Raw genomic sequence first — 13,983 nt, 5'->3', positions numbered from 1 at the left:
AGTTTTGGCCAATACAATCTACGAACGGGCATTTTTTTTCTACCAACCGCCCAATGCACAAAATTTATCGACGAACGGACAAATTTGGCGTTCATCTAGAATCTTGAACGCTTGGTATAATACATTTTCGCAGCTTGTTTTTCTTCCCTTTCTTTGAATCAACAAAAACGAAATATTATGAAAACTTCATCAGCAACAATCGCACTAAACAACACAGCACTAATGGTTGATGACCGTTTATCAACCTTAAGTTTCAACAATACGATTATGAAAAAGCTAAGTAACACTTCTCCATTTTTACTTTTATTATTGCCATTTTTTATGATGTTGGTATTTACTTTAACCGTAAATACACAAAACAATAACGATGAGGAATTGGTCGTAAAACCTGCAAAAACAACTACATCAATTGCAAAACAGGTTTCTGCAATTTTCCAATAAGCCATGCGCAATCTCGCTATTGAAACCGTTGGTCTGAACTTCAATTTCGGAAATCAAACCATCGTTAAGAATTTATCATTACAAGTTCCTACAGGAAGTATCTATGGATTTCTTGGGCCAAATGGCGCCGGAAAAACCACCACGATAAAAATCTTGCTCAATCTGCTTAAATCGCCGAACGATCAGGTTTTTATTTTTGGCAAAGAAATTAACCACAACCGTATTGCATCGTTAAGAAAAATCGGTGCATTGGTAGAGCAACCTGCAATTTATGCCCATTTAACCGGCCGCGAAAATTTAATAAACCGTTGCATTCTGCTTGGCATCAGCAAACAGAAAGCGACAGAAATGCTTGCTTTAGTTGGCTTAAGCGATTCTGCGAATAAAAAAACTGCTAAATATTCGCTGGGGATGAAACAACGTTTAGGAATTGCATTGGCGCTGGTTTCAGATCCGGAATTGCTGTTGCTTGATGAACCTACAAACGGATTAGACCCGAACGGAATTATTGAAATCCGAAACCTGATGATTGATCTAACCGCCAACCACAATAAAACAATTCTGGTATCCAGCCACTTGCTCGCAGAGATAGAAAGAACGTCCACGCATGTTGGCATTATCAATAAAGGGCAATTGCTGTTTCAGGGAACAATAGATGAACTTCAATTGCTAAACAAACCCCTACTTGAAATTGAAATTAATCGTACGGATGAAGCTGTTCTTTTTCTGAAAAACCAGCTAGTAGACATCATTTCCGTCAACCAAAAGAAAATTTCCATTCCATATACATCCGCTGAAAACAGCGGTAAACTGAATACCTTGCTTGTGCAAAATGGTTTTACAGTAAGCAGTCTTGCTATACAGCGAAAAGATCTGGAAAACCTATTTTTAGACATTACGAAACAAAACTAAATATGCGCTCTTTTTACATCTCTTTAGTTTCTGAATTTTATAAATCCCGTAAAACCCTCGCATTTTGGGCAGCAATTCTTTTGCCGCTAATTGTTTGTAGTTTAATCTCATTAGGGTTTTTCACCAATTCAGAAAAAATTCTAGCATACCATTATCCGCCAATGTTACTTTGGATCAGATATTGCAGCGCTTCTTTAGATTCTATGGGCATGTTGATTTTGCCTTTTTACGTCATCTTCATGACGTTTTCTGTAAATAATATCGAACATAAAAACGATACCTGGAAAACACTCTTCGCACAACCTTTACACAAATTTTCTATCTACGCTGCTAAATATGTTTATGCCGTTTTACTGGTTGCTATATGTTTGTTTTTATTTGCTGGCTTAACTTTTACCTACGGGCACCTGCTTCAGGTTTTGGTACCCAAATACAATCTAAATGAATACAATCCGTCCAAACTATTAGTCAATTCTTACGCTAAACTTTTCCTTTCGGCACTTGGAATACTATCCGTTCAATTTTTACTTAGTGTACTTTGGAGCGATTTTTTAAAGCCAATGGGAATAGGATTTGTAGGAACAATTATGGGCATAATAACGGCATCACTTCAATGGAAATACGCCTACCTTATTCCATACAGTTTGCCTGCACTTGCACTCAGAATTACTAAAGTAAAAAAAGGCGATCCATTTGATTTTCCCATTTTTACGTCAGAAATCTGGACAAGTTTAATCTACGCGGCAATCCTTTTTACACTTGGATATTTTATCGTTGCAAGAAAAAGCATCAAATAATCCTATCGGGATAAAATATTGCGCAAAAAGGAAGATGTAAAAATCTCATTGTAAACCGATATACAGATGTAATTCGCGTATTTTTAGGTAATTGACTAAACCACCTAAATTATGATGAAAAAATTTACACTAACAGCCGCCGTATTTGCGTTCTGTTTTTCTGCTTATGCCCAAGATGCACCAGATTTGGCTGCTGTACAAAAAATTAGAAAAGAAGGACTGGAAAATTCTAAGGTAATGGATATTGCATTTAACCTTACAGACGTTGCCGGCCCCAGGTTATCCAACTCACCAGGTTTAAAACGTGCGCAAGAATGGGCAAAAAAGCAGCTTATAGATTGGGGACTTAAAAATGTGCAGCTAGAAGCCTGGGGAAATTTTGGAAAAGGTTGGCAGATAGACAAATATTATGCAGCTACAACGCTTCCGTTTTACCACGCTATTATTGCATCGCCTAAAGCTTGGACACCGGGCACCAACGGACCGATAAAATCTGAAGTGATCTTAATTAAAGCCGATAGTGTTCCGGATTTGCTGAAATACAAAGGCAAACTTGCCGGCAAAATTATTATGCTAGACCAGGGAACGCCTCTAAACAGCGGTTTAAAACCAGATTTTACACGACATAGCGACAGTACCTTGAATGCAATGGCCGAAGCAAAGCCGATGGCAAACGGCAATCGCCCGCGGCCTGCCGGAGATAGAATAGCTCAAATGATGAAAATAAGAGAAACCAGAGCCGCAATGAGTAGTATGCTGCTTGAAGAAAAAGTAGGCCTGATCCTTACTTACGCACGCGGCGGTCAAGGTACTTTCTTTACAAGCAATGGCGCTTCTTACGCACTTGATGCGAAACCCGTTTCTCCTGAGCTTGAAGTTGCAGCAGAAGATTTTTTGCACATTCTGCGTTTATTACGCGCAGGGAAAAGTGTAGAAGTAGAAGCTGATATTAAAACCTCTTTCTACGATCAGGATCCTCAGGGTTATAATGTTATTGCAGAGATTCCGGGAACAGATAAAAAATTGAAAGACGAAGTGGTTATAATTGGAGGCCATTTTGATTCTTGGCATGCAGCAACAGGTGCTACGGATAATGCTGCAGGTTCTGCTGTAATGATGGAAGCTATGCGTATTTTAAAAGCAATAGATTTTAAACCAAAAAGAACCCTGCGTATTGCCCTTTGGAGTTCTGAAGAACAAGGGTTGTTTGGCTCAAAAAATTATGTACTAAAACATTTCGGCGATGCAAAAACAATGGCTTTAACTCCGGATCAGAAAAAAGTTTCTGCTTATTATAACTTAGATAACGGAACAGGAAAAATTCGTGGTGTTTATTTGCAGGGCAATGAAGCTGCTGGCCCGATTTTCCAAAGCTGGTTAACACCTTTTAATGATCTTGGCGCAAAAACCATCACCATTAACAATACCGGAGGCACAGATCATCAGTCTTTTGATGCGGTAGGCATTCCGGGTTTTCAATTCATTCAAGATCCAGCAGATTACAATACCAGAACACACCACAGCAATATGGACACTTATGATCGTCTGGTTGAAGATGATTTAAAACAAGCTGCAACCATTGTAGCCTCATTTGTGTACAACACTTCGCAGCGCGAAGCCCAAATTCCGAGAAAAGAGCTGCCAGCTGCACAACAGGCAAGGCCATAAAAAATGAAAGCCTGCTTTTTTGAATAGATGGTTCAAAAAGCAGGCTTTTCAAGTTGAGAGAGAGGCATTAAATATGTATATCTTTTGGCTATAGCGCCAGTATTTTCTGTTTAAAAGCCCAAACAATAAGTTGGTAAGAATTTCGCAAATCCAGTTTACGTACCATATTTCTCCTGTGGGTATTTACGGTGTGCTCACTTATAAAAAGCGTATCTCCGATTTCCTTACTGTTATATCCTAACGAAAGGAGTTGCACAATTTCAATTTCCCGGTCACTTATAGAATCGGAAACACCCTGTGGAATATCAAGTACCATTTTCAAATTTGTTTGAAGGTTAATTTTTCAATTTATCTGACTGTAAAACGATACAACCAGCATCTCTTTGTTTGATACTCAAAATTAGTATGCGTACTCATTTTTTGTTTTCAGCAATTCACCCTAATTAATAGGGTATTTTTACGGTATTGCTTTTTCGTAAATCACTTTGCATATCCCGAATTAATGTCGATTTTTATGGAAAAAATTCTATTCCCTATTCAACATGAAAGAAAATAAAGACACCACAGTATCCAAAGAAATTGCGGAGAAAATGGTTCAGGCATATGCCGAGGAAGAAAACGGTGTTGGTCTTAACCCAGCTTATACAAAATGCGCTTGGTTTCCCGCCGATCAGATAATTAAAATTGCAGAAAGCTTAAAAGAAAATAAAGCTGACGGATTGAGAATTTATTTCGCCAGATATCTAAGCGGTACAATTGAAGGATTACCTCAATCTTATGAAGGAAAAAACACCTTATTGCTTGTACAAACCAACCAGCTAAATGGAACTTCTACGGATAACCTCGACACCATAGAAAACAGAGCTACATTGTGCCCTGATGATTGTGACGGTACCGGATTGTAAATGATGATTAAAGTAGATCTGATCTCTTACATTGAACTGAGCTGCCTCGCCGTAGGTATTTATTGCCTCGCGCGAGATAAAAAGCAATTTTGGATATTAACCCTGTGTTTTCAGTTTATTGTAGCCCTTACAGAGCTGGTTGGTTCATATCTAACCTTTAGGTTTCATTTCAACCTTTGGATTTATAATTTTTTCGTTTTTTGCGAGCTTAATTATATAAGCTACGGCATGTACCAGTGTCTCAAAAAATACTCTAATCCTCAGGTTCTGATTTTTTCAGGCTTGGGGATTATTTATACATTTTATTTATACAACTTTTTTACAAAGGGCTTTGGTTCTATGCCAAATAACACTATAAATATTATGTCCGTTATTTTTACCATTTATGCTCTGTTGTATTATTATCGCCTGCTGAAAGATCCGGAGTTTGTGGAGATAAAATCTCATCCAGAATTTTGGTGGGTAACGGGTGCATTGTTTTATTATTTCGGCAGTACGGTTACCAATCTTTTCAAGCCTTATCTTCCAAAGAATTTCTCGTCATTCTATTTCCTCAATCATTTCAGGTATAGTATGTACGTTGTATTAAGTTTATTTTTATATTCCATCTGGAGCTATTCATTCATATGCAGAGCGAAGCAACGCAAATTATCTTCTTAGTTGCGGTAGCAACTCTCATTTTCCTGCTCATGCCATTGTCTTTGATTTTATATGTAAGATCATACATGAGAGATAAAAAGCAACACATTGCCGAAAAACAGCATATGCAGGAACGCTTTGATGCCGAAATATTGAAAACCCTGGTTGAGGTGCAAGACCAAACAATGCAAACCATCGCAACAGAATTGCACGATAATGTTGGCCAATTATTGAGTTTAACCACCCTGACGCTTAATTCTATCAACCTAGAAAACACAGATAAGGCTAGTAAAAAAATTGAAAATTCGCTTTCATTGGTCAATAAATCTATTAAAGAACTGCGTGAACTTGCTAAACTTTTACATGGCGAACAATTAATTGAAAATGGACTTGGCCATGCAATTGATCAGGAAATTAACTGGTTAAGCAAAGCCGGTGCTTATGAAATTACGATTAATAATCACCTGACAGAAATACTGGCAAATTCGCCAAATAAAGACTTAATCATCCTTCGATTGCTACAGGAAATCATCAACAACATTATAAAACATGCGCAGGCAACATCAATTCAGTTTGATGCTTATTTAAACAACGATGTACTTCATTTACAGGTGAAAGATAATGGAGTAGGCTTTAATGTAGAAGAAGCAGGCGCACGCAAATCAGGCATGGGACTGAATTCTATCCACAAAAGAGTTGAAATGATTAACGGTAAAATCCAACTCAACTCCTCTCCCGATTCAGGCACCACCACTTTAATTGAAATTCCTTATCCTTAATTTATGCAAAGTACCATTTCTATTGCGATTGTTGATGACCATACCCTTTTCAGATCCGGATTGGCAACCTTACTTGATGAATTTGATGAGATAGAGATTGAATTTGAGGCCATAAATGGTATTGATTTACAAGGAAAAATCAAATCAAATCCGGATGTGAAAGTTGTGTTAATGGATATTAACATGCCAAAAATGGATGGTTTTGCAGCAACAAAATGGTTAAAAACAAATTACCCGCACATTAATGTTCTGGCTTTAAGTATGCTTGAAGATGAAAGTGCAATTATTCAAATGCTTAAATCCGGCGCAAGCGGATATATGCTTAAAGAATCCACGCCCAGCGATTTGATGATTGCCATTAGAGCGGTAGCTGAAAAAGGATTTTACGTAAATGAACTGGTTTCCGGCCGATTGTTTGTCGCATTGAAAGAAGACGAGCAAAAACCAAATTTCACCGAAAAAGAGCTTACTTTTTTACAGTATTGCAGTTCAGAAATGACTTATAAAGAAATTGCAGATTTGATGCACATTAGTCCAAGAACCGTAGATAATTACCGTGAATCCTTATTTGCTAAACTCAATATCAAATCCAGAACCGGACTGGTTGTTTATGGAATTAAACATAAACTAATCTCAATATAAATTCCACACGTAAATTTTTGTTAAATAGTTTGCATAACTAACAAATTAGTTCTAACTTTAATATCAGACGATTATTCGTCCTGTCCTTATTATAGAATTATTATTATGGAAATTAAAGATTTAACCAAAGCCGAAGAGCAGATTATGCAGGTACTGTGGCAACTGGAGAAAGCATTTGTAAAAGATGTGATTGATGAGTTACCGCTTCCCAAACCGGCCTACAACACCGTATCTACCATTATTCGGATCTTGGAAACCAAAGGGTTTGTGGGCCATGAGGCTTTTGGTAAAGCGCACCAATACCATCCCCTCATCAGCAAGGAAGAATACAAACGCCACGCTACAGACAAACTTCTTGGAAATTACTTTGAGAACTCTGTAGAAAGTATGTTTTCATTTTTTGTAAAAGAAGAAAAGCTCGATCTGAGTGATGTGGATGAAATTTTGAAAATGATTGACAAAATTAAACACAAACCGAGATGAGTTTTGCGCACTACCTTTTACAGGCCAATTTATATATGCTGGTTTTTTATGGCTTTTATCAGTTTCTTTTATCAAAAGAGACCTGGTTTAAGTTAAACAGAACTTATTTATTGGCCACACTCATATTATCTTTTGCTATTCCGTTTCTACGTTTCGAATGGATAAGTGAGCACAAGGTAGGCAAGCAGGTTTATGGAAACATAAATTTGATTCTTGAACAGGTAAGTACTGTGCAACCAAAAATTAACGATATCACCTTTGGAGAGATTGTTGCAACGGTATATTTCTCCGGTGTAATAATCTCTCTATTTTTTCTGATTTACAGGCTCATTATCTTAAAAAAACGAACTCAAAAACCTACAAAAGGTGTAGCATTTTCATTCTTTTCGCTGAAACACGTTGATGAAAACTTACCTGGCAAAGAGACCATCAATAAACATGAAGAAGTACACATACAACAACTACACAGTTTTGACATTGCTCTTCTTGAACTTTTTATTTTGGTAAGCTGGTTTAATCCGATCATCTATTTATACAAAACTGCAATAAAGAATATTCACGAATATCTGGCTGACGAAGAAGCCGCAAAGTTTGAAGGCGATAAAAGAACTTACGCCCTTTTATTGCTTAGCAATGCTTTTAAACTTCAGCATCCTAATCTTGCAAATGGTTTTTTCAAAAAATCTATGATTAAAAAAAGGATTTATATGTTGCAGAAAGAACGCTCAAAAAAATCGGGTATTTTGAAATACGGCCTCGTAGCGCCGCTTTTTGCTGTGCTGATTATTCTTTCTTCTGCCACCATACGCAACAACAAAAAATTAATCGATATTACTGAGCGTATACCTCTGGAACAAAGTATGCTTACAGTAAAAGAAATTGTCCTTCCAGAAAGAATAAATTCCGCTAAGTTGACACCAATAGTGCATCATTCTGCGCATAGTTCAGACATCACGTTAGCAAAGCCAAAAAAATCTGCGGAAGAAGCAACAAAAGCATTTGCACTGCCAAAATCTGAGGATAAAACCGTTTTCGATTTTGTATCTATAGAAAAACAACCGGAATTTCCAGGTGGATTAAAACAATTCTACAAATACCTGGGCGGTAGTATCCGTTACCCTAAAGAAGCACAGGATCATAATATTCAGGGTAAAGTATTTCTTTCTTTCGTTGTGGAAAAAGATGGAAGCTTAACGGATATAAAGATTACGAGAGGCTTAGGTGGTGGAACAGACGAGGAAGCCATCCGGGTGTTGGAGGAAAGTCCGAAGTGGAACCCCGGTATACAAAATGGAAAAGCTGTAAGAGTGAAGTACAACATTAATGTGAACTTTACATTAAATGATGAACAACCGAATAAATCTGAATCCGGTAGCCATAAAGTAAATGATCTGCAGAAAACAGATTACATAATGCTCAAAACAAATGATGGTGGTATAAAATTTAAAGGTGCACTTAAAGACGGTCAGCAACCTTTGGTTGTAGTAGATGGAATTGTGCAGGAAAATAACCTGCTTGGTACGCTCAACCCAAAAGACATTGAAAGCATCAACGTACTTAAAAGCCCGAATGCAACAGCCCTGTATGGTAATAGAGGTGATAACGGGGTAATTCTTGTAACCACAAAGCGTAATTTCTTAAAACATAAAACATCAGAAAAGTAAAAGGCTTATGAAAAATCCCATTTTAACTGCAATCGCGATAAGCGTTACGATCACAAGCACTGCATTTGCCCAAACAGCAACGCTCGAAAAAAATAAATTACCTGTTAAAATCAGAGGTGAAGCAATAGATGGAAAACAACCCTTGGTTTATTTAGACGGTGTGAAACAAGAGTCTGGCGCATTGGCCATGATTGATCCAAATACGATTAAATCTGTATCAATTTTAAAAGATAGCCCGGCAACATCGCAATTTGGCGTTGAAGCATCAAATGGAGTCATTTTAATTCGCACAAAAGATACATCGCAATCTGATTCTAATTTTACCGCACCAATAGTAACACTTCCCGAAAATTATCCGCAGATTACCATAAATTCATCCGTAAAAAATGGAAATATTTCACTTACGAAACTGGTAAAATACGCTACAGAAATTAGCACGAATAAACCTGTATACGTTCTTGATGGAAAAATTATTGAGAATCCGGAGGGAACAATAATCGCTGCAGAGCGCGTTAATTCCATTTCTATATTGAAAGGAATTGATGCCAGCAAACTCTACGGCGAGACTGCCGCAAAGGGCGCGGTAATCATTTCAACAAAAGCATCCGGCACGCCAGAATAACCAATCATTAAAAAAAGGTGAAAAAGTGATTAACAGTTGCCTTTGCAGGTTTGCTATTGCCGTAAATGAGCAGCGATCTTATTTCAATTGGCCTAACTAAACTTTTTCAGTGTTTGATTCAAAACATCAAACATCAGAACTGGCATGCAAAAGCAAAATTGAAGGAAAGGTGTTCCTGAGTTGTCCAGTTGAAAAACGGGCAGATGAACCACATTTAGGTACTCGAAGGTTTAGTAAAGGAACCGATGTCGAAGCCAGACGCATATCAAAAGCCTCACAGAATGGAATCCGGAAGTAGTGAATGGACGGAGCGTTCTCATACAATACTGCCATCATATTCAATTTAGAGAAGAATAGCTTAAGTAAGAGTCACTTATAACACAAAACCCCAGCTACAATAGTCGGGGTTTTATGCGTTCTCTCCTGTCTCGGAGTACTAAAATTATAAAAATTTACGCAGACAAACAAGTTATACAGAATTAAATTTCATTTACTAATTGATATTCATATGCTAGCATAGGAAATTTAAGAAAATACAGAATTTTTGTTTGAATATTGATATTTCATTTCCCTTCGATTTCCTTCAGAAAATTTCATTCAAAATTAAAAGCATAAAAAAGCCTCCAATTAATGGAGGCTTAAGAAGCCCGAAATATGTTCGGGTTGCACAGTATTTTAAACGGTTTCTTCAGAAATAAACTTTGCAGATGCAAAATCACGATTCATACGCGCAATATTTTCAAGCGAAATTCCTTTAGGACATTCTGCCTCGCAAGCACCAGTGTTGGTACAGTTTCCGAAACCTTCAGCATCCATTTGTGCAACCATACTTTGTACCCTACGGTAACGTTCTGGTTGTCCTTGCGGCAATAATGCCAACTGAGAAATTTTTGCAGAAACAAATAACATTGCTGATGCATTTTTACACGTTGCAACACAAGCACCACAACCAATACAAGCTGCAGCTTCAAAAGCAGCATCCGCTTGTTTTTTTGGAATAGGAAGGTTATTAGCATCTTGTGCATTACCGGTATTCACAGAAATAAAGCCACCAGCAGCAATCACTCTATCAAATGCAGAACGGTCTACAGTTAAATCTTTAATTACCGGAAAAGCTGCCGCGCGCCAAGGTTCTACTACAATGGTATCTCCATCTTTAAAAGAACGCATATGCAACTGACAGGTTGTTACCAAATCTTTCGGTCCGTGCGGACGTCCATTAATGAACATTGAACACATACCGCAAATGCCTTCGCGACAATCGTGATCAAATACAATCGGTTCGTCACCTTTATTGATCAGCTGTTCGTTAAGCACATCGAACATCTCTAAGAAAGACATGTCAGGCGAAATATCTGACACCTTATAATCAACCAAAGTACCATTGGTTTTGTTATTTTTTTGACGCCAAATCTTTAGCGTTAAGTTCATATTTCCTGTACTCATGATATTGAGATTTTGAGTATCAAGTAGTAAATATCGAGTATCAAGTTTAAATTACTTGATACTTGATACCTGCTTCCTGCTACTATTTATAACTTCTTTGTGCTACTTTAATATTTTCAAACTTTAACTCTTCTTTATGAAGTTCGAAGTTTACGCCTTCTTTAAACTCCCAGGCAGCTACGTATGCGTAGTTTTCGTCGTCACGTAATGCTTCACCTTCTTCCGTCTGATATTCTTCGCGGAAGTGACCGCCACAACTTTCATTACGGTTTAAAGCATCGATACACATCAACTCTCCAAGTTCAATAAAATCGGCTACACGTCCGGCTTTCTCCAATTCTGTATTCAGTTCATCAACAGATCCTGGTACACGAACATCAGACCAAAACTCTTTTCTCAAAGCTCTGATTTCTTCAATCGCTTCTTTCAATCCAGCTTCGTTACGTGCCATTCCACATTTTTCCCACATAATATGGCCTAAACGTTTGTGGAAATGATCTACTGATTTGGTTCCTTTAATATTAATGAAAGTATCCAGAATTGCTCTTGCACTTTGTTCAGCTTCTACGAATGCCGGGTGATCTGTTGAAATTGCTTTTACTGAAATCTCTTTAGATAAATATGCACCAATTGTATAAGGAAGAACGAAATAACCATCTGCCAAACCTTGCATCAATGCAGATGCCCCTAAACGGTTTGCACCGTGATCAGAAAAGTTTGCTTCACCTGTACAGTATAAACCCGGTACAGAAGTCATCAGGTTATAATCTACCCATAAACCGCCCATAGTATAGTGAACTGCCGGATAAATACGCATCGGCGTTTCGTAAGGATTCTCGCCAGTAATCTGCGCATACATATCGAAAAGGTTTCCGTATTTTGCTTTAATTACTTCCGTTCCCAAACGCATACAGGTTTCTTTATCAGGGTTGTGATTACCTGCTTTGGCAGCTTCTATACGGCCATATCGTTCTGTATTTGCTTTGAAATCCAGATAAACAGCCAGCTTTGAAGTACCTACACCATAACCGGCATCGCAACGTTCTTTCGCCGCGCGAGATGCCACATCACGAGGAACTAAGTTACCAAAAGCAGGATAACGACGCTCTAAGTAATAATCTCTTTCATCTTCAGGAATTTCCGAAGCCTTACGTGTATCATCTTTCTTTTTAGGCACCCAGATTCGTCCATCGTTACGCAACGATTCAGACATCAGGGTTAATTTAGATTGGTGATCACCAGAAACCGGAATACAAGTTGGGTGAATTTGAGTATAACAAGGGTTTGCAAAATAAGCACCTTGTTTGTGTGCTTTCCATGCAGCGGTTACGTTACTACCCATTGCATTGGTAGAAAGGTAAAATACGTTTCCGTAACCACCAGTTCCCAAAACTACAGCATGACCGAAATGACGCTCAATTTCGCCTGTAAGTAAGTTACGGGCAATGATGCCACGTGCTTTGCCTTCTATTTTAACAACTTCCAGCATTTCATGGCGGGTGTACATTTCAACTTTACCCATACCAATTTGGCGTTCTAATGCAGAGTAAGCACCCAATAGCAATTGCTGACCGGTTTGACCCGCAGCATAAAATGTACGCTGAACTTGTGTACCACCGAATGAACGGTTATCTAATAAGCCACCATATTCACGCGCCAAAGGAACACCTTGAGCTACGCATTGATCTATGATATTGGCACTTACCTCAGCCAAACGATGCACATTGGCTTCGCGGGCACGGTAATCGCCACCTTTAATTGTATCGTAGAAAAGACGGTAAATACTATCACCATCATTCTGATAATTTTTTGCTGCATTAATACCACCTTGAGCCGCAATTGAGTGTGCTCTACGTGGAGAATCCTGGAAACAAAAACATTTTACTTTGTAACCCATTTCGGCTAAAGTTGCAGCTGCAGAAGCACCCGCTAAACCTGAACCTACAATAATAACTTCAATCGTTCTTTTGTTCGATGGATTAACCAAAGGCACAGAAGACTTATATTTAGTCCATTTGCTGGTTAATTCGCCTTCCGGAATATTTGAATTAATATCTGACATATCTCTTTTGTGCTAAAATTATTGAATAAGACCGAAATAAACCGCAATCGGCATTGCTGCAAACAGGATCGAAATGATAATCGAATACCATACGCCAGTACTTTTGATGATACCATTGTATTTTGAGTGGTTCCAACCTAAAGTTTGAAAAGCCGAAGCAAAACCGTGCAACAGGTGGTAGCATAAAGAAAACATAGCCAGGATATATACCGCAACTCTAACAGGATCCTGAAATTTATCCTTCATTACTGCATATAAATCTTCATGTCCATTTGCATCAACCGTTGGGATTCCTGTAAAGCGAGAAACTACCCAAAAATCTTTTAAGTGAACAACCAGGAAGATTAGCAATAATGTACCCAGTAAACCCATTGACCGGCTATACCATTTACTGTTTGCCTTACCGTCATTTACTGCATACTTTACAGGTCTGGCTTTTTGGTTTTGTAAAGTCAACCTCAAGGCCTGAAAAATGTGCGCAAGCAAACCGATAAATAATACGATCTCACCAGCTCTGATGATCCAGTTGGTGGCCATAAAATGCGCGCCAACATTAAACGTTAAACCTCCATCGTTGATGAAGATCAATGCGTTAATGCCGCAGTGCACAATTAAAAAAAGTACCAGGAACAATCCTGTGATACCCATGATGAATTTCTTCCCGATAGATGAAGAAAAAGCATTTCCGAAACCGCTCATTTGATTAGGATTTTTGTCTATTTTTCTGCAAAAGTATTTAATTATGAGTTTAATTTATAAACGATTATGACAAAACGACGATAAAGTATTTATTTAGAAACATTCTAAGACATATTCGTAAAAAAACGAAAGAAACGCTCTATCTTTTGGCTCGTATGTCAAACATCAGGTTTTTAAGGATATAGTGATTATATACTTAAATTATTTTAAAATTTTACCGTACT

General features: G+C 37.9%; 15 protein-coding genes. 11 read left to right on the top strand and 4 right to left on the bottom strand.

Annotated features, from left to right (window positions below; all coding sequences use genetic code 11):
- Nucleotides 1-177: 177 nt before the first annotated feature.
- From ACJVDH_RS00990 to ACJVDH_RS00975, 4 genes are all read left to right on the top strand, one after another.
- Complete coding sequence (locus ACJVDH_RS00990; protein WP_443945721.1) at nucleotides 178-441, top strand: hypothetical protein; 264 nt, start codon at nucleotides 178-180, stop codon at nucleotides 439-441.
- Between the two features lie 3 nt (nucleotides 442-444).
- The gene (locus ACJVDH_RS00985) at nucleotides 445-1,353 is read left to right on the top strand and encodes an ABC transporter ATP-binding protein (RefSeq protein WP_443945720.1); all 909 of its coding nucleotides are present in this window, start codon (nucleotides 445-447) and stop codon (nucleotides 1,351-1,353) included.
- Nucleotides 1,354-1,355: 2 nt separating this feature from the next.
- The gene (locus ACJVDH_RS00980) at nucleotides 1,356-2,150 is read left to right on the top strand and encodes an ABC transporter permease (RefSeq protein WP_443945719.1); all 795 of its coding nucleotides are present in this window, start codon (nucleotides 1,356-1,358) and stop codon (nucleotides 2,148-2,150) included.
- A gap of 111 nt (nucleotides 2,151-2,261) precedes the next feature.
- Entirely contained in the window at nucleotides 2,262-3,818 is a 1,557-nt protein-coding gene (locus ACJVDH_RS00975; protein ID WP_443945718.1) for a M28 family metallopeptidase, read from the top strand.
- Between the two features lie 88 nt (nucleotides 3,819-3,906).
- On the opposite strand, the gene ACJVDH_RS00970 is transcribed toward ACJVDH_RS00975, so the two are convergent.
- Nucleotides 3,907-4,134 (bottom strand): response regulator transcription factor, encoded by a 228-nt coding sequence (locus ACJVDH_RS00970; protein ID WP_443945717.1) that lies wholly within the window; start codon nucleotides 4,132-4,134, stop codon nucleotides 3,907-3,909.
- 226 nt (nucleotides 4,135-4,360) lie between these two features.
- On the opposite strand from ACJVDH_RS00970, the gene ACJVDH_RS00965 reads away from it, so the two are divergent.
- The 7 genes from ACJVDH_RS00965 to ACJVDH_RS00935 all read left to right on the top strand — a co-directional run bounded on the left by ACJVDH_RS00965 (nucleotide 4,361) and on the right by ACJVDH_RS00935 (nucleotide 9,552).
- Nucleotides 4,361-4,723, top strand: a complete 363-nt coding sequence (locus tag ACJVDH_RS00965) for a hypothetical protein (protein WP_443945716.1) — start codon at nucleotides 4,361-4,363, stop codon at nucleotides 4,721-4,723.
- A gap of 363 nt (nucleotides 4,724-5,086) precedes the next feature.
- Nucleotides 5,087-5,383, top strand: coding sequence for a hypothetical protein (locus tag ACJVDH_RS00960; protein WP_443945715.1), 297 nt, complete (start codon nucleotides 5,087-5,089; stop codon nucleotides 5,381-5,383).
- Between the two features lie 65 nt (nucleotides 5,384-5,448).
- A complete protein-coding gene (locus ACJVDH_RS00955) occupies nucleotides 5,449-6,141 on the top strand; it encodes a sensor histidine kinase (RefSeq protein ID WP_443945714.1) in 693 nt (230 codons plus the stop codon).
- Nucleotides 6,142-6,144: 3 nt separating this feature from the next.
- Nucleotides 6,145-6,783 (top strand): response regulator, encoded by a 639-nt coding sequence (locus ACJVDH_RS00950; protein ID WP_443945713.1) that lies wholly within the window; start codon nucleotides 6,145-6,147, stop codon nucleotides 6,781-6,783.
- 105 nt (nucleotides 6,784-6,888) lie between these two features.
- Nucleotides 6,889-7,266: a BlaI/MecI/CopY family transcriptional regulator gene (locus ACJVDH_RS00945; protein ID WP_443945712.1), complete on the top strand. Its 378-nt coding sequence runs from the start codon at nucleotides 6,889-6,891 to the stop codon at nucleotides 7,264-7,266.
- Nucleotides 7,263-8,930 (top strand): TonB family protein, encoded by a 1,668-nt coding sequence (locus ACJVDH_RS00940; protein WP_443945711.1) that lies wholly within the window; start codon nucleotides 7,263-7,265, stop codon nucleotides 8,928-8,930. The genes ACJVDH_RS00945 and ACJVDH_RS00940 overlap by 4 nt, the downstream gene beginning before the upstream one ends.
- A 7-nt stretch (nucleotides 8,931-8,937) precedes the next feature.
- Entirely contained in the window at nucleotides 8,938-9,552 is a 615-nt protein-coding gene (locus ACJVDH_RS00935; RefSeq protein WP_443945710.1) for a TonB-dependent receptor plug domain-containing protein, read from the top strand.
- A gap of 675 nt (nucleotides 9,553-10,227) precedes the next feature.
- On the opposite strand, the gene ACJVDH_RS00930 is transcribed toward ACJVDH_RS00935, so the two are convergent.
- From ACJVDH_RS00930 to ACJVDH_RS00920, 3 genes are all read right to left on the bottom strand, one after another.
- Complete coding sequence (locus ACJVDH_RS00930) at nucleotides 10,228-10,998, bottom strand: succinate dehydrogenase/fumarate reductase iron-sulfur subunit (RefSeq protein ID WP_443945709.1); 771 nt, start codon at nucleotides 10,996-10,998, stop codon at nucleotides 10,228-10,230.
- 82 nt (nucleotides 10,999-11,080) lie between these two features.
- Nucleotides 11,081-13,060: a fumarate reductase/succinate dehydrogenase flavoprotein subunit gene (locus ACJVDH_RS00925; protein WP_443945708.1), complete on the bottom strand. Its 1,980-nt coding sequence runs from the start codon at nucleotides 13,058-13,060 to the stop codon at nucleotides 11,081-11,083.
- An 18-nt stretch (nucleotides 13,061-13,078) separates the two neighbouring features.
- On the bottom strand, nucleotides 13,079-13,759 hold the full coding sequence (locus tag ACJVDH_RS00920) for a succinate dehydrogenase cytochrome b subunit (RefSeq protein ID WP_443945707.1): 681 nt from the start codon (nucleotides 13,757-13,759) through the stop codon (nucleotides 13,079-13,081).
- Between the last annotated feature and the right edge of the window lie 224 nt (nucleotides 13,760-13,983).

This window comes from Pedobacter terrestris (genome assembly GCF_052343045.1).
Lineage (GTDB): Bacteria > Bacteroidota > Bacteroidia > Sphingobacteriales > Sphingobacteriaceae > Pedobacter.
Note: the sequence above shows the minus strand (reverse complement) of the source record. Positions and strands in the feature narration are given on the sequence as shown.